A 17,213-nucleotide genomic window follows, 5' to 3' on the forward strand; every position below is an offset into this window, starting at 1 on the left:
GCCCCGCCCCTACCGCCTGGCCCCGCCCCTGGGGCCCCCACGCTGCGCAGCGCCGACGGCCGCTTCGTGCTCACGGCTACCGCCGTGACCGTGCAGGGCCAGGCCTACGCCCTGCGTGAGTTGGAGCGGGCCGATGTCATGCGCGTGCGCTGGCTGCTGTGGTACTTGCTGGGGGCCCTAAGCTTGGCCGGCGTCATGATTGTGTACCTGCAAAACGGACTACGCACCGTGCCCGCCATGGCAGGTATGGCCGCGGCGGCGCTGCTGCTGGCCTACGGGCAGCGCGGCACCAACCGCCTGCGGCTATTTCGGCTGGGGCGCGAGGCGGCCCACTTTGCCCTACCGGGCGAAACCCCGCCTTGGCAGCGCCTCACCGCCGAGCTGAACCGCCGCATCGGCCAAGCCCACGACCAGGCCGCAGCCGAAGCGGCGGCGGCCCTGGCGGCTGCTGAAGCTGAGGCCGCCGTAGCCGCAGCCCTGGCGGAGGCTGAAGCCGCAGAGGCAGCGGCGGCTGCTGAAGCGGCGGTTGGGCTGGGGCCCCTGGGGCCGGGCGGCCTGCCCGGATGGAGCTTGCCGGCGTCCAATTTATTCTTGCGAACGTAGTACCGCCATACCGCGGGTAGGGCCTCGGCCTGGCCCACGGCTTCTGCTTTTTCTTCTCCGCATTCCGAACACCTACCCGTTTTTATGGATTCCAAACAATCGCACACCGCCATCTCCGGGGCGGGGCTGCTCATCGCGCTGGGCATCATCTACGGCGACATCGGCACCTCGCCGCTGTACGTGATGAAGGCCATCGTGCCGGCCCTTATTGAGCCGCGCCTGGTATTGGGCGGCATTTCGTGCGTTATCTGGACGCTCACGCTCCAGACCACCATCAAGTACGTGCTGCTCACGCTGAACGCGGACAACAACGGCGAAGGCGGCATTTTCTCGCTTTACGCGCTGGTGCGCCGGCGCGGGGCCTGGCTCTCGGCGGTGGCCATCATTGGGGGCTCGGCGCTGCTGGCCGACGGCGTAATTACGCCGCCCATCTCGGTGGCCTCGGCCATTGAGGGCCTCAAGCAGGTGTACCCCGGCCTCACGCAGAGCGTGATTGTGTACATTGTCATCGGCATCATTGCGGGGCTTTTTCTGCTGCAAAGCTTTGGCACCCAAATTGTTGGCAAAGCCTTCGGGCCCATTATGTTCCTGTGGTTCACGATGCTGGGCGTGCTCGGCGTCAGCTGGATCGTGCAAGATCCGGCCATCCTCAAGGCCATCAACCCCTACTATGCCTACGACCTGCTGGTGAACTATCCCGGCGGGTTCTGGCTGCTGGGGGCCGTGTTTCTGTGCACCACCGGGGCCGAAGCCCTATACTCCGACCTGGGCCACTGCGGCAAGGGCAACATCCGCATCAGCTGGACATTTGTAAAAACCACCTTGCTGCTCAACTACTTGGGCCAGGGGGCTTGGCTGCTTTCGCACCAGGGCCAGCAGCTCGGCGGCCGCAACCCGTTCTATGAGCTGATGCCGCCGTGGTTCCTGCTCATCGGCATCGGCATTGCCACAGTGGCGGCCATCATTGCCTCGCAGGCCCTCATCACCGGCTCGTTTACGCTCGTGGCCGAGGCCATCCGCCTAAATATGTGGCCCAAGGTGAAGCTCAACTACCCCACCGACGTGAAGGGCCAGCTCTTCGTGCCCAGCATGAACCGGCTGCTGCTCGTGGGCTGCATCGGGGTGGTGTTGTTCTTCCGCGAAAGCTCAAACATGGAAGCTGCCTACGGCCTGGCCATTACGCTCACCATGCTCATGACCACGGTGCTGCTGTGCACGTGGCTGCGGGTGAAGCGCGTGGGCAAACCCCTGATTGTGCTGTTCGCGGTGGTGTACGGCCTCATCGAGGGCTCGTTTCTAATTGCCAACCTGGTGAAGTTTCCGCACGGCGGCTGGGTGTCGCTGGCCATCGGGGCCACGCTCATGGGCGTAATGTACGTGTGGCTCAAGGCCTACTACATCAAGCGCCGCCTCACCGACTTCGTGAAACTGGAGCCCTACGTGGAGGGCCTTAAGCGCCTGAGCGACGACGAGAGTATTCCGAAATATTCCACTCACCTAGTGTTCCTCACCGGGGCCGAGCGCAACTCGGAAATTGAGCAGAAAGTCATCTACTCCATCTTTCAGAAGCGCCCCAAGCGGGCCGATATCTACTGGTTCATCCACGTCGAAACCACCGACGAACCCTACACCATGGAGTATAAGGTGACCGAAGTAGCTCCCGATGACGTGTTCCGCATCACCTTCCGCCTGGGCTTCCGGGTGCAGCAGCGCATCAACCTCTACTTCCGCAAGGTCATCGAGGACTTGGTGCGCAACAAGGAGGTGGACATCACCTCGCGCTACGAGTCGCTGAGCCAGCGCCACATCACCGGCGACTTCCGCTTCGTGGTGCTGGAGAAGTTCCTGAGCGTAGAAAACGACTTCCCCACCCAGGAGAAGCTCGTCATGCAGGCCTACTTCTACATCAAGCAGTTCATCGCTTCCGAAGACCAGTACTTCGGCCTCGATACCTCCTCGGTAAAAGTCGAAAAAGTGCCGCTCGTCATCGCCCCGCCCCGCGAGGTGGCCTTGACGCGCATTCGCTAAATCTTCATTTACTGCCATTTATTTAGCGGGGCCGCACCGATGCGGCCCCGCTTTTTTGTGGCCTGTGGTGTACGTGGCTTGGGAAGTGCTGAATTGCATCGCCCTGTACTTGTTGGTACGGACCGTTTTTAAAGCCCTGAACCTACTCGGCCGCGAATGGGGGGCCCTAAAAACGGGCGCTTTTTGCATCGTCTTGCTAAGCACCTGCCAGGGCCACAGCGCAGCCCCCGCGGCAAATCCGGCGGCGTCAGCAGCGGCTACTGGCGACGCCAGCGGCGTGGGCCCAGGGGCCCATTTTATGACGCTAATCGAAGAGCCGATGAGTAGTGTCGTGCTGACGGTAATGAAAGGTGCTACCACCAATCCTACTGGTTTGCAGGTGATAAGGTCCGTGGCCGGCACTTTCTTGGGCGGCCATAGCTGGGAGCCGGTTGGCCTCAGCAACTACCACATCGAGAAAGGCCAATTCACTTACAACACCACAGAACTACTGCACTGGCGGCTGCTGGGGCTGACAGTGTTCACGCAAGTAAAGGACTTACACGGTACTAAAACCTTGCAGTAATCGGCTAGAAACTTCGTTCCACAATACGAAACAGGGCCCCGGCGCAATTGCACCGGGGCCCTGTTTTTTGGTAATTAAGACACCTAACTTTTCTACCTAAGCACTAGTTAGCGGTGGTAACTGTCAAGTTCTTAAAGGTGGCGGTGGCGTTATCGGCGAACAGGCCCCACGAGGACTGGGGCGCACGGTACACGCGGCAAGTGAGGGCGGCCGTGTTGTTGAGGTACACCACGACGACCGAATTTTCTTCCACGATGTCCACCGTATAATCCGTGTTAGGACTCATTTTGAAAGGCACATCGACCGAAGTGGAGCTGACGGTCACGTTGCGGCGGTCGGTTTTGTCGAGGCTGAAGCGGTTTTGCGACGGGATAAAGCGCAGGCTGTAAAAGCCGTTGTAGTTGTCGCAGGCGCCCAGCATAAAGCCAAAATCTTTTGCGGCGCTGGCGTAGTTAATGGTCGTGCTTACTTTGAATTTCGTAGCCGCGATGGGGTTGAATACCACGCTGTTGAGGAAGGTGCTCGTGGTAGAAGCCAGCGTGTAGGTATTGTTGGTGCCCGCCGTAATGGTGCCGGCCTGGGCGTTTTTCACCAGCGTAATGGGCTTGGCTTCGAGGTTGGCCTTGAGCGTGTGCGGGATGGTCACGGCCAGGTCGCCATTGGCTTGCTGGTAGAGCTTGTGCACCACCAGGTTGCCGCCAAACATGCGGTTGCCGGTGTCGGAGTTGCCTTCCTGCCGGTTTACCCAGCCCATTAGGTAGTTGTCGCCGTACTTGTCGGTGATAAGCTTCGGGGCGTAGAAGCCGTTGCCATCGAGGCGAGCGGTGCCGCTGGGCGCACTCCAGGGGCCGTTGAGCGAGTTGCTTTTGCGGTAGTACGCGTTCTGGCTGCCCTGGTCCGAAAACAGCAGGTAGTACGTACTGCCGAGCTTGAAAACGCTGGGGCACTCCATGTTGAAGAAATTATCCGCTCCCCCATCGTAGAGCACGCCTTGGTAGCTCCAGTTGAGCAGGTTGGCCGAGGTGTACTTGGCTATTATTCCCTTAAAGTTGCCGCCGCCCACATCCTTCCGGGCTGCTATCAGCATCAGGTACTGGTTGCTGGGCGCATCAAAGTACACGTAGGGGTCGCGGAAGTTATCGTTGAAATCATACCCCTGGTTCGAGGGCGCGTAAATGGTCGCGAAGCTGGTATTCTTGGTAAACTTCTGGCCGGGCCCCGTGGCCGTAGCCAGCATCAGGCCCTCTTTTTGATTGGTGCAGCCGCCGGCATTGGGGTTGTTGCCGGTGTAGAAGAAGTAATAAATACCGTTGCGCTGCACCACGCTGCCCGTGCCAATGGCAAAATCCTGGGCGCAGGTCGCCGAATTGCTGCTCAACACTTCGCCGGTCGCAGTTTGCGCGTAGCTGATAAAGTCGGTGGTAGTGAAGGCATTAACCGGATGGTGCTGCTGGGTGGCATCGTTCCAGATGTCGCGCAGGTAGTAGATGTACGAGGTGTTGGACGCCGCATCGTAGTACGGCATCACGTCGCCTACCCCTGCCCCGCCGCTGCCCAGCGGATAGATGGAGTAGTTGGTACCTTCAGCCGGCGCGGCACAGGTAAAGGCGGTGGCCGGCTTGGTGTCATCCACTACCTCCAGGGAGCCAGTATCTTTTTTGCAAGCGCTCAGCGAGAGCAAGGCGATGCCAGCCGCGCCCAGCGCGGAAACAAAAACAGGTTTCATAAAGAGTGGGGTGGGAATGGATTAGCGCTGGCCAACCACCGTTGGTTTGCCCATAGCTTTCGGGGCCAGCGGCGTATTGCTGATTGTCTGGAACGTGATGCCCCGGGTGGCCCGTAGCTTGATGGTAGTCAGGGGCTTGGTAGCGAAGAAAATCTCGGTCATCGCCGTCAGGCCCTGGTCGGCAAACAGCTCGACCGAGGCCGCATCCAGGTACAGCGTCAGCTCGGTGCCGGCCGCCGCGCTCAGGCGCGGGGCCGTGGCGCGGCCCGCAAACTTGGGGCTGAAGCCCACCTGCCCGGCCTTGCTGCGGTCAATGAAGTACTGCTTGGCGGCCTGGTCATAGCCCAGCACTAGCTCCTCGCCGGCCGCATTGCCCAGCACCAGTTCGAAGCTGCTAAGCTGCGCGGTTTTGAGCGTGAGCTTGTGCCTGTCGCCGGTGGCTTTGAGGCGGGTAGTGAGGTCCACCGGGGTTTTTACGGCTACGTTTTGGAGGGTCGTCGCTTTCGTGGCCAGCGTTTCCAGCTCGGCGGCGGGCTGCGAGGTGAGGTACAGCTCGCCGCCTTCCTGGCGCAAGCCCAGCTCGCGCGGAATGGTCATGGCGCTGCGCCAGGGCGAGGTGGGCACCTGGTTGGCGTACTCCCAGTTGCTCATCCAGCCCAGAAACAGGCGGCGGTTGCCGGTGTTGGCCCAGGTCACGCCGGCGTACTCGTCGGGGCCGTAGTCGGCCCACTTCGTCTTCTCGTTAAGGGGCGTAAACGTGTGCCCATCAAACTGGCCCACAAAGTATTGCGTGGCCGAGCCGCCGTTGGGGCCCCCGGGGTTTAGGTTGACCAGCAGCACCCAGTGCGTTTTGCCATTGAGCGTGAGCGGAAACAAGTCGGGGCACTCCCACACGCCGCCGTGCGCGCCCAGCTTCTGGCCAAACTCGCTTTCCTTTGTCCAGTCCTTGAGGTTGGGCGACGAGTAGAAGGTGATGCGGTCGAGGGTGGCCAGCGTCATCACCCACTTGCGGGTGGCCTCGTTCCAGCTCACCTTGGGATCGCGGAAGTCCTTGATGCCGGGGTTTTTAAGCACCGGGTTCCGGTCGTATTTCATCCAGGTTTTGCCCGCATCCAGGCTGTAGGCCAGGCTCTGGTTTTGAAAGGTGTTGGTACCGGCCTTTTCGCCCTTGGGGTCGTGGTGGGTGAAGATGGCCACCAGCGCGTCTTTGCCAAAGCCGGCCGTGTTGTTCTTGTCCACCACGGCCGAGCCCGAGAAGATATAACCCAGGCTATCAGGCGCTAGCGCAACGGGCTGCTCTTTCCAGCTCAGCATATCGGGGCTGGTGGCGTGGCCCCAATGCATGGGGCCCCAGGTCATGCCGCCGGGGTAATACTGAAAAAACAGGTGGTAGGTGCCCTGGTAGTACACCATGCCGTTGGGGTCGTTCATCCAGTGCGCGGCCGGGGTAAAGTGGTAGGCCGGGCGGTACTGCGGCGTGGCGGGCGGCGGAGTGGTCTGGGCAAAAGTTGCCGTGGTGAACAGCGAGCAGCCGAGGAGCGCGAGCAGCTTTTTCATGGTCAGAAAGCAAAGGGTGGGAAAGGGAGAATCTAGTGGCTAAGCAGTTTGCCGCGCCAGCAGCTGGGTTACGTCGCCCGCCGTAATCGCCGGGGTAGCGCCTTGGTGCGTGGCTACCAGGGCCCCGGCCGCGCAGGCAAAGCGCAGCATAGTATCCGGCTCGTCGCCGGCCAGCCAGCCCTTGAGCAAAGCAGCCAGAAAAGCATCGCCGCTGCCGATGGTGTCGCGCACCTCAACCGACAGGCCGGGGGCCCGGTACAGCTGGCCCCCGGTGTAGAGCATCGCCCCGTCGGCCCCGCAGGTAACGCACACGGCCTGCAGCTGGTAGCGTTCGGCCAGCCAGCGCATGGCGGCGGCGCGGTCTTCGCGGTCCGCCACCGGGCCGTAGCCCAGCCAGTCCATCAGCTCGACCAGCTCGTGGTGGTTCATCTTCACCAGGTGCGCCTTGCTGAGCAGGTACTTGGTTATTTCCTCGGTGTAGTGCGGCGGGCGTAGGTTCACGTCGAACACCCGGAAGCGGGCGTTTTCGAGCAGGCGGTAGAGGGTTTCGCGGCTGCCGGCCTGGCGGGCTACCAGGCTACCGTATACCAGCACATCGGCCTGCGCCACCGCTTCGGCCAGTTCAGGCTCGTACTGAATGTAGTCCCAGGCCACGGGCTGTACTATCTTGTACACCACCTCGTTGGCATCGTCTACGTTGGCCTTTACTACGCCCGTGAGGTGGGTGTGGCCCTGCTGCACATGGGCCGTGCTCAGGCCCTTCGACTCGATGAAATCGAGCAGCTCGCGGCCCAGCTCATCGTCGCCCACACGGCTGATCAGCTGTACGGGCTGCCCCAGCTGGTGCAGGTGCACGGCCACGTTGAAGGGCGCGCCGCCCGGCTGCTGGCCGGTGGGTAGGATGTCCCACAGTACTTCGCCAAAGCAGATAACAGAGTTATTCATAGTAGCTTAATTAAAGAGCAGTGCTTGAGGTAGGGGGTAGCAGAAACGCCGATTAGTGCAGCACGAGCACCTTGTCGGCTTCCTCCAGGGTTTTGCCCTTCGTTTCGGGCATTAGTTTCCACACGTACAGCAGCTGGAGCACCATCATGGCGCAGAAAAAGGCAAACGTATTGCCGCCGCCCAGCTTTTCGGTGAGGACCGGAAACACGAACGTGATGGCGGCGGCCAGCACCCAGTGCGTCGAGCTGCCCAGCGCCTGCCCCTTGGCCCGCACGGCGCTCGGGAAAATTTCGGAGATGAACACCCAGATAACCGCCCCCTGCGAAAAGGCAAAGAACGCGATGTACAGAAACAGCAGCACCGGCACCAACATGCCCCGCTGCTGGCTGTAAAAGGCCCACGACACCAGCCCCAGCGTGGCAATGAGCCCCACCGAACCCACCAGCATCAGCTTGCGACGCCCAAACTTGTCGATGATGTTGACAGCCAGCAAGGTAAAACAAAAGTTGACCAGCCCGATGCCCGCCGACGACAGCAGCGCCGCGCCCTGGCCTAGCCCCGTCAGCTCGAAAATGCGCGGGGCGTAGTAGATGATGGCGTTGATGCCCGCCAGTTGGTTGAACATGGCGAAGAGCACCGCCAGCAGCACCGGCCGCCGGTACTGCGGGGCCCAGAGCGACTCGCCGGGGCCCTGCTCGGCTGCATTGGCGACCAGAATGGTGGCTACGTTGGCCTCGGCCGTGGCCGGGTCGATGCGCTCAAAAATGGCCCGGGCCTCGGCGGTGCGGCCGTGGCGCAGCAGCCAGCGCGGGCTTTCGGGGATGCGGAACAGCAGCAGGAAAAACGCGATGGCCGGCACGGCCTGCACGCCCAGCATCCAGCGCCAGGCGTCGGGGCCGATGCCCTTGAGCAGGTAATTGGACAGGTAGGCCAGCAGGATGCCGAATACCACGTTGAACTGAAACATGCCCACCATGCGCCCCCGCGAGGCGGGCGGCGACACCTCCGAGATGTAGAGCGGGGCCGTAACCGAGGAGGCCCCTACCCCTAGCCCGCCTAGGAAGCGGAAAATCATGAACGGCACCCAGGCCGGCGACAGCGCCGCGCCCACCGCCGACACCAGGTAGAGCACCGCAATCCAGGTGAGGGTGGTGCGGCGGCCCAGCGCATCGGAAGGGATGCTGCCAAAAACGGCTCCTAATACGGTGCCAATCAGCGCGATGGACATCGTTAGGCCGTGCTCCCAGGAGCTGAGGTGCCAGATTTGCTGGATGGCCTTTTCGGCCCCCGAAATCACGGCGGTGTCGAAGCCGAACAGCAGGCCACCCAGTGCTACCACTACCGACCAGAATAAGACGTTTTTATTCACGATACCAAAGATGATGTTGCTTGATAAAATAGAAAGCCAGAAGCCAGCCAGACTCCGAGGGTGGGGCAGCGGGCCCTAATCGGTTCCACCCGTTCAGCACCGCTGCGCCGCGCCGAAGCCTGGCGGCTACGTGCTTACCACCCGTTGTTTTGCTTATACAGGCCTTTGCTGAAGTTGATTTGGTTAATCGGAATCGGCATGTATTCGTCGCGGCCCGCCGTGAAGTTGGCCGTGGACAGGTACTGGCGCAGGTTCTTTTCCTTGGCGAAATAGGTGTTCATATAGGGTGCCGCGATGCCCCAGCGCACCAGGTCGAAGAAGCGGCAGCCTTCCATCGCAAACTCCATCCGGCGCTCGAAGCGCAGCGCCTCGCGGGCGTAGGATTGCGAAAAACCAGCGGCGGGATAAAGGCCGATTTTGTAGTTGGAAGTGGGCGCGCCACTAGCCGATTTGAGTAAGCCGGTGCTGTTTTGGGCACGCTGACGAATCTGGTTCATGAGCGGCAGCGCCTCTGAGGAGCGGTTAAGCTCAATCAGGGCCTCAGCCTTCCAGAGCAGCACGTCGGCGTAGCGAATGATGGCCCAGTTCTTCGAGCTGCTCATGAAGGGCGGCGTTTTCTGGAAGCTTGGGTCGGTGGGCAGCACGCTCTCCTTCATCGAGAGGTTGTAGCCGTACACCCCCGGCACCCGCACCCACGAGTTGTCGAACACGAACGTAGGATTGTACTTGAACGGGTGCCCAACCACCGCTACCGTATGGTCCACGCGCGGGTCGACGGTGGTGCTAAGGAAGTCACCAGCCGTCACGAGGTCGCCCGACGTGTTGAAGTCCGTGAAGCGGGGTAGGCCGTTGGCGTCCGTCTTGAAGGCGTTAATCAGGTTTTGGCTGGGCTGGTGAAACGAGCAGCAGCCGTAGTCGGGGTTCATGGGGTAGTTCAGCTCGTTGCCCCGGTCGGTGCGGCCCTTGGGCGTGCCATCGTTGCGCGAGAACTGGATGGCGAATACCGACTCCACGCCGTTGTCGCCCGACGTGAGGAAGTTGGTAGCGAAGTCGCTGTGCAGCGCGTACTTACCCGAGCTGATAACGGCGTCGCACAGCGAGTTCACCTCCGCCATCTTGGTAGCGTCGATGCCCGTCACGGCGTTGGTAGCATTCTGGGTGTAAGCTTGGTAGAGCACCGTTTTGGCCAGGTAGGCCTGGGCGGCCGACTTGTTGGCGCGGCCGATTTCGGACTGGGTGGCGGGTAGGTTGGCCACCGCAAAGCGAAAGTCGTCGGCCACCTTGCTCCAGAGCGCATCGTTGGTCAGCGCCACGTTCGAGATGGTGGGGTACTGGTCGGTGGGTATGGTTTCGTCGATGTACGGCACGTACTTGAACATCTCCTTGAGCAGGAAGTAGAAGTGCCCGCGCAGGAAGCGCATCTCGCCCTGGCGCACGGCCTTGTTGGGCATGGCGGCCACGTCGATGGCGTCGAGGCGGCGCAGCGCGTCGTTGGCCCGCGAAATGCTCAGGTACATGCGGTACCAGAACTCATCGGTGTTGCTGATATCGACGCGGTTGAAGGTAAAGGTTTCGTAGAAGTGAAACGCGTCCACGTCGGCCGTGCCGCCCCCACCCTTGTAGGCGTCGCCGCCGCGCACGTTGCCGTAGGGCCACATGGAGGTGTAGGGCACGTAGTAGATGTCGTTGCCGAGCTGCGAGTAGGCGGCAATTACCTGTTTTTCAATATTATCCGGGGTATTCAGCTGCGAGTCGTCGAGCGCACCGGTGGGGCTTACGTTCAAAAAACTTTTGTCGTTGCAGCTCACCGTAAGGGTAAGCAGCGAGAAAGCCAGCAGGCCAGTTTGGAGGAATTTCATGGGAATTAGCGCTAGCGTATCAATTAGAAAGAGACGTTGAGGCCGGCAGTGAACACGCGCGGAACGGGGTACTGGTAGTTGGTGACCTCGGGGTCGGGGCCGGTGAACTGCTTGCTCTTAATGGTGAAGAAGTTCTGGCCCTGCACGTAGAAGCGCACGTTTTGCAGCCGGATTTTGCTCACCAGCGCGGTGGGCAGGTTGTAGCCCAGCTGGAAGTTGCGCAGCTTTAGGTAAGAAGCATTTTCGATGAAGTAGGTCGAGGCGCGCCCTTCGTTGTTGGAGTTGACAAGGGTAAGGGATGGCACCGAGGAGCCCGTGTTGGTGGGCGACCAGGCATCGAGCAGGCGCTGCCCCCAGTTTTCACCCGAAGCCAGCGACGCGAAATCGGTGCGGAACTTTGCATTGTTGTTGGCATACAGCCCCTGCACGCCCTGCAAAAACACCTGCACGTCGAAGCCCTTCCACGACGCGCCCAGGTTGAGGCCGTAGTTGAAATCCGGAATGGCCTCCGAAATCCAGGTCTGGTCGAAGTTGTCGATTTTGCCGTCGCCGTTCAGATCTTTGTAGCGGATGCGGCCGGGAGCAGCGCCCACCTGGGTGGGGCCCCCGCTCACTTCGGTGGCATTCTGGTACAGCCCGTCGGCCACGTAGCCGTATATGGCGTTGATGGAATGGCCGAGGCGCGTCACGTCCTGGCCGTTGCCGCCGTAGGCGTTAATCACCTCATCCGGCAGGTAGGTGAGCTTGTTGCGATACGTCGAAAGATTGCCGGTAACGTTGAAGGTCAAACCATTAGCCAGCGTATTCTGGTAGCCGAGCAGAAATTCCCAGCCCGAGTTCCTGATGGAAGCGCCGTTCACGAACTTGTCGCCGCCTTCGCCCACCACGCCGAGGTAGGGCAGGTTCACGAGGATGTCGGTGCTGTTCTTGATGAAGTAGTCGACCGAGCCGGTAAGCTTGTTGCCCAAAAAGCCGAAGTCCGCCCCAATGTTGGTCTGGGTAGTGGTTTCCCACTTCAGGTTCGGGTTGGCCTGCTGCACCCGGCGGTAGCCCGAGAGCAGGTTGGTATCGTTGCCGTAGATATCGTAGGCCGTGCCGATGTCGTAGGCAAAGTTGGGGTCGAGCGTGCCCAGGCTCGACTGGTAGATGGCCCGCGAGGCGTAGCTGGCAATGTCCTGGTTGCCGGTCTGGCCCCAGCCGGCGCGCAGCTTCAGGTCGGAGATGAACGCCACCTTGTCTTTCAGGAAACTCTCCTCGCTGAGGCGCCAGCCGCCCGACACCGCCGGGAAGATACCAAACTGGTTATCAGCCCCAAATCGTGAGGAACCATCGCGGCGCACCGTGCCCGACAGCAGGTAGCGGTCCTTGTAGGCGTAGTTGACCTTGGCAAAATAGGAGGCTAGCCGGTACGAGTTGGCCGAGCCGCCGTTATCCTTGTTAGCCGAGCCGGCATCGAGCACGATGTAGTTAGGGTCCTGGCTGGCAAAGTTGGTGCGCGAGGCGTAAAAAGCCTCCTGGTTGTAGCTGATGCGCTCATTACCCACCAAAACGCTCAGCGTATGGTCGCCGCCGCCCAGGCTCAGGTCGTAGTTCAGGGTGTTCTGCCACACCCAGTTGCCGAAGGTGCTTTCGTTGTTGGTAACCCGGTTGTTGGCATTGGAGAGGTAGCCCGCCGTGAAGGTTTTGTACAGCTCGTTGTACTTATAGAGCGAGTAGTCGATGCCAAAGCTGGTGCGCAGGTGCAGCCCCTTGATGATTTCGGCATCGGCAAACCCGTTGCCGAAGAGGCGGTACAGGTCCGAGCGGTTCTGCTGGTTGTCGGTGAGCAGGCGCACGGGGTTGTCGCGGTCGCCAATGCCGTTGACCGGGCCGCCCCAGCCCACGCCGTCCACGGTGTGCACGGGCACGATGTTGAGCAGCTGGCTGCTGCGGTCACGTATCAGGTTCAGGTCGTACTGGGCTTCCTGCAACTTACTCACCGTCAGGTTCTGGCCTATCTTGAGGTGGTCGCCCAGCAGCGAGTAGTCCGAGTTGAGGCGGCCCGTCCAGCGGTCGGCACCGGTGAATTTCAGCGTGCCCGAGTTCTTGTAGTAGTTCAGCGAAAACAGCACGCCGCCGTGCTCGCCGCCGTTGCTCACGTTCACGTTGTACTGCTGCACAATGGCCGTCTGCTGGGTTTCCTTAAACCAGTCGGTATCGGCCGTGCGCTGCGTCTTGGCCGCGTCCAGAAACTCCGGTACCACCACGTTGTCGAGCACCGGCTGCCCGTTGGGGCCCTGGTGCGACTGAAAATTGTAGAACGGGATGTTGGGCGTCGCGCCGTCGTTTATCGCCGCCTGCCAGTAGATGCGCCCGTAGTCGTTGGTATTGAGCATCTTGATGTGCGGACCCGGCGTTTGGGCCGACACGAAGCTGGAAACATCCACTCGCGTCACGCCCTTCTTCGCCTTGCGCGTCGTGATGATAATCACGCCGTTGCCGGCCCGCGAGCCGTAGATGCTGGCCGCCGAGGCATCCTTCAGCACCTGAATGCTCTCGATGTCGTTCTGGTTGAGCTGGTTGATGCCCGTCTTGGTCGGGATGCCGTCAATCACGTAGAGCGGGTCGTTGTTGCCCAGCGTGCCGAAGCCCCGGATGCGCACGGCCGCGTTGGCGCCGCTCGGCGAGCCGTCGGTCGTCACCTGCACGCCCGGCACCCGCCCCTGCAGGTTGTTGACCACGTTGTTGGAGGTCATGCCCTTCACTTCGTCCACCTTCACCACCGCTACTGCGCCCGTCAGGTCGGCGCGCTTCTGCGTTTGGTAGCCCGTCACTACCACTTCGCTTAGGGCCTGGCTGTCCGTAACCAGGGCCACCGTGAACGTGGTGCGGCCCGCCACAGGCACCTGCTGCGTTACGAAGCCCACCGACGAAATTATCAGGGTGGCGTTGTCGGGCACGGTAAGCGAGAAGTTACCTTCGACGTCGGTTGAAGTGCCCGAGCTAGTGCCTTTCACTACCACCGTTACCCCCGGCAGGCCCACGCCCTTGTCGTCGTTGACGCGGCCGCTGATCTTAATGTCGGCTAGTAAGCTGTTGTTAGACCGGGTGGAAAAAGCACTGGCTAGCGGCGTGGCCGGGCCCGCAACCACCGCAAAAGGAGTGGCCACGAGCAGCGTCGGGAGCACGAGTTGGCGTGCAAGTAGTACACGTGTTCGCATGGGAAATGGTAGAAAAAGGGTGGGAGAATTACCGCGCTGGGGCCCTGTTGAGCAGGGCCGCAAACGGTTGCGAGTAGCGAACCAGCAGGCAACCGAACCCAGCAGGAGTAGCAAGGCTTCGGATAAATGCAGCAGCTTCAGGACCCAAAGGTGGGCCGTCTCAGCCCCGAGGTGGTAGCACGATTCACCCAAATACTATCATTATTTGATCAGCCCAAGAGAATAATGCAACTATCTGTAGAACAGCGCTTTTATCAATAAACGCGTCTCTCAGTCACTAACTCGGCTAGTGGTAATGTTACCCCGCTATCGGAATTGGTTCACACGTTGGGGGTCGTGTGCAGGGCCCGGAACTCGGAAGGCGAGATGTGGTACTTGGCCTTGAAGGTGGCCGAGAAATAGGACGGCGATGAAAAGCCCAGGCGATAGGCAACTTCCGCAATCGTTAGCTCCGTATCGAGCAATTGCTGCCGGGCCTTGGTGAGCCGGATGCCCTGCACAAAGTCCGTAACCCCAGTGCCGAGTAGCGCCTTCACCTTGCGGTAGAGTTGCACCCGGGAGATGCCGAGCCGGTGCGCAATGTCCTCCACGCTCAGGTTCGAATTGTCCAGGTTGGCTTCCACGATGGCAGTGAGGTCGCCGAGGAATTTTTGGTCCACGCGTTGCGGGGCCACGGTGGCGGTGTCCACGCTTAGCTCGCGGCGGAAATGCTCGCGCTGCCGCTCCTGGTTGCTCAACAGGGTGCGCAGGTTTTCGAGCAGAAATGTAGGGTTGAAGGGTTTGGTCAGGTACAGGTCGGCCCCGGCTTGTACGCCTTCCACCTGCTGCTCGGGCGCGTCGCGGGCCGTTAGCAGCACCACCGGAATGTGGCTCGTGCGCCAGTCGCCCTTGAGCTGGGCCACTACCTCCAGGCCGCTCAGGCCGGGCATCATCACGTCGCACACCACCACGTCGGGAATAGTTTCGGCGGCCAGGCGCAGGCCCGTGGCGCCGTCGGCAGCCGTTTGCACCTGGAAGTGGGCGCGGAGCTTCTGGGCCAGAAAGGCGTTGACCTCCGCGTTGTCTTCGATGACCAGCACCAACGCCTTGTTGTCCTTGCCGCTCAGCCGCACGGCCGCCGCGTCGTTGGGCGTGGTCTCGGGGCCCACTTCCTCGGCCAGCATGAGCAGCGGCGCGGGCGGCCCGGCACTGCGCAGGGCCACCGGCAGCTCCTGCGGTAGCGTCACGACGAAGGTGGTGCCCTGGCCCGGCTGGCTTGTGAAGGTAAGCTCGCCTTGGTGCAGGCGTACCAGGCCCAGGGCCAGGGCCAGGCCCATGCCCGAGCCCTTGGCTGCGCTTGGGTGGCCCTGGTAAAACCACTCGAAGATGTGGGCCCGGTCTTCGGCGCTGATGCCCGGGCCGGTGTCCTCCACACTGACGCGCACGCTGTGCTGGGCCGGCACGAGCTGAATGCTAACGGTGATCTGCCCGCGCTCGGGCGTGAATTTCAGGGCGTTGGACAGCAGGTTGAAAAAGACTTTGTCGAGAATGTTCACGTCGAACCAGAGCCGGATGCTGGGCTCGGCGGGCAGGAAGCGCAACGCGATGCCGCGCTGGCGGGCAGGCCGCTCAAACACGTCCATAATTTCGCGCACGAAGGCCACCAAATTGCCTTCGGTGGCCCGCACGGGCATTTTGCCCACGTCAATTTTGCGGAAGTCCAGGAGCTGGTTCACCAGTTGGAGCAGGCGCTGCGTGTTGCGGCGCACCAGGCCCAAGTCGTGGCGTTGCGGGGCGGAAAGCGTGCCGCCACTGGTGAGCAGTTCCTCCACCGGGCCCATGATGAGGGTAAGCGGCGTGCGCAGCTCGTGCGAGAAGTTGGTGAAAAAGCGCAGCTTGGCCTCCGTTTCCACCCGGGCCTGCTCGGCCAGGGCCTGAATTTGGTTGCGCTGGGTTCGAATCTCGCCGTTCTGCCCCGCCAGCTTGCGCGTAATGCGGCGGTTGGCGCGCAGGGCCCGCCACGCCAGCACGCCCAGGGCCACCGCCCCCAGCAGCGACGCCGCCAGCACGTACAGCACGGTTTGCTGGTTGGTGTAGGTGGCCAGCTGGGCCTGCAACAGGCCCTGCTGCCGCTGAATGTCCTGCTGCTGCTGGTCCAGCTTTTCGGTCTGCATCTTCACGGTCAGCACGTCCGTCGAGTCGATGACCATCGTGCTGAGGAGGTTTTCTTTGTCGTAGGGCTGCTGCCGCAGAATGCGCATGGCCGTGCGGATGGCTTCTTCGCCGCCCGTCGGGTAGAGGAGCGTGGCCGCCAACACCTTGTCCTGCACCAGCTGAATCCCCCCCTGGGGCCCCGCTAGCCCGTCTACGCCCAGCACTTTTATGCGGCGGTCGAGGCCCAGTTGCTTGCACACCTGGTGAGCGCCCAGGGCCATGCGGTCGTTGTGGGCAAAAATCAGGGTCACCTCGGGGTGGGCCCGTAGCACGGCCGGCAGCGCCTGCACCACCGACGGGCGCTTCCAATCGCCCTGCACCTGCGCCACGAGGCGCACGCCCGGCGCAGCGGCCAACCCCTGCACAAATCCCCGGTGCCGGTCAATTGAGGGCGAAGCGCCCACTTCCCCCAGTATTTCCAGTACGCTGCCGTGCTGATGCAGCAGGCTGCTGGCGTAAGCCCCGGCCGTCTGGCCCACTTCCAGGTTGTTGCCGCCCACGTAGGCGGTGTAAAGTTTTGAAGTAGTGCGGCGGTCGAGGATCACCACGGGGATGCCCCGGTTGAATACCTCTTCCACGATAGGCGTAATCGGCTCTGCTTGGTTTGCCGACACGATGAGTAAGTCGATGCCTTCGCGCAAAAACTCCTGAATGTGTTGCCGCTGCAAGGCGCTGTTGTCGTGCGCGTCTTTCATGTGAAACGTCGCCTGCGGGTAAAAGCTTAGTTCCTTTTTCATGCCCGCCAGCATGGCTTGCCGCCAAGCATCGCCGTTGGTGCATTGCGAAAAGCCGATCCGGTAGGGCTGCGGAGCCGGCGCTGTGCAACTGCTGACAACCGTTCCGAAAAACCAGCACAGTCCCCACACCACCAAAGGGTACCAGTTCTTCCGGGCTGTGGTTGTGCTTTTCATAAGGAATAGCGAAAGAAAGGCACTGGCCACACCGTAAAATTCGCAGCGTTCTGGCTGTATGAGCTACGAAAGTAAGCAAGCGGCCACCCCTGCATAACCACGGTCAGTTTGGGCCGTCCGGCTTCAACGGGTGGTCCGTTAGTGCAAAGCATTAATAAAGCGTGGGTCAGTGAGTTTTCGGCAGCAGCAGCCCGGCTTCTACTTACTACCCAACCAACTCCTAACTGGTGAGTGCTTAACTCGCTGCCCACGTTTTT

Annotated in this window: 10 protein-coding genes; 3 read left to right on the forward strand and 7 right to left on the reverse strand. The window is 61.4% G+C overall.

Annotated features, from left to right (window positions below):
* Window positions 1–66: 66 nt before the first annotated feature.
* From EAH73_RS23420 to EAH73_RS16645, 3 genes are all read left to right on the forward strand, one after another.
* Complete coding sequence (locus EAH73_RS23420; protein ID WP_193560208.1) at window positions 67–603, forward strand: hypothetical protein; 537 nt, start codon at window positions 67–69, stop codon at window positions 601–603.
* 84 nt (window positions 604–687) lie between these two features.
* Window positions 688–2,631 (forward strand): KUP/HAK/KT family potassium transporter, encoded by a 1,944-nt coding sequence (locus tag EAH73_RS16640; RefSeq protein ID WP_140468561.1) that lies wholly within the window; start codon window positions 688–690, stop codon window positions 2,629–2,631.
* Window positions 2,632–2,929: 298 nt separating this feature from the next.
* Window positions 2,930–3,196 (forward strand): hypothetical protein, encoded by a 267-nt coding sequence (locus EAH73_RS16645; RefSeq protein ID WP_140468562.1) that lies wholly within the window; start codon window positions 2,930–2,932, stop codon window positions 3,194–3,196.
* Window positions 3,197–3,299: 103 nt separating this feature from the next.
* On the opposite strand, the gene EAH73_RS16650 is transcribed toward EAH73_RS16645, so the two are convergent.
* From EAH73_RS16650 to EAH73_RS16680, 7 genes are all read right to left on the reverse strand, one after another.
* Window positions 3,300–4,922, reverse strand: a complete 1,623-nt coding sequence (locus EAH73_RS16650) for a glycoside hydrolase family 32 protein (RefSeq protein WP_140468563.1) — start codon at window positions 4,920–4,922, stop codon at window positions 3,300–3,302.
* Window positions 4,923–4,943: 21 nt separating this feature from the next.
* Complete coding sequence (locus tag EAH73_RS16655) at window positions 4,944–6,479, reverse strand: glycoside hydrolase family 32 protein (RefSeq protein WP_140468564.1); 1,536 nt, start codon at window positions 6,477–6,479, stop codon at window positions 4,944–4,946.
* A 39-nt stretch (window positions 6,480–6,518) separates the two neighbouring features.
* Window positions 6,519–7,424, reverse strand: coding sequence for a carbohydrate kinase family protein (locus tag EAH73_RS16660; RefSeq protein WP_140468565.1), 906 nt, complete (start codon window positions 7,422–7,424; stop codon window positions 6,519–6,521).
* A 52-nt stretch (window positions 7,425–7,476) separates the two neighbouring features.
* Window positions 7,477–8,796: a sugar porter family MFS transporter gene (locus EAH73_RS16665; protein WP_193560210.1), complete on the reverse strand. Its 1,320-nt coding sequence runs from the start codon at window positions 8,794–8,796 to the stop codon at window positions 7,477–7,479.
* A gap of 131 nt (window positions 8,797–8,927) precedes the next feature.
* Window positions 8,928–10,652 (reverse strand): RagB/SusD family nutrient uptake outer membrane protein, encoded by a 1,725-nt coding sequence (locus EAH73_RS16670; protein WP_140468567.1) that lies wholly within the window; start codon window positions 10,650–10,652, stop codon window positions 8,928–8,930.
* A 23-nt stretch (window positions 10,653–10,675) separates the two neighbouring features.
* On the reverse strand, window positions 10,676–13,852 hold the full coding sequence (locus EAH73_RS16675) for a SusC/RagA family TonB-linked outer membrane protein (protein ID WP_140468568.1): 3,177 nt from the start codon (window positions 13,850–13,852) through the stop codon (window positions 10,676–10,678).
* 320 nt (window positions 13,853–14,172) lie between these two features.
* On the reverse strand, window positions 14,173–16,956 hold the full coding sequence (locus EAH73_RS16680) for a substrate-binding domain-containing protein (RefSeq protein WP_140468569.1): 2,784 nt from the start codon (window positions 16,954–16,956) through the stop codon (window positions 14,173–14,175).
* Window positions 16,957–17,213: the final 257 nt, after the last annotated feature.

This window comes from Hymenobacter nivis, assembly GCF_006439025.1.
In the GTDB taxonomy this organism is placed as follows: Bacteria; Bacteroidota; Bacteroidia; order Cytophagales; family Hymenobacteraceae; genus Hymenobacter; species Hymenobacter nivis_A.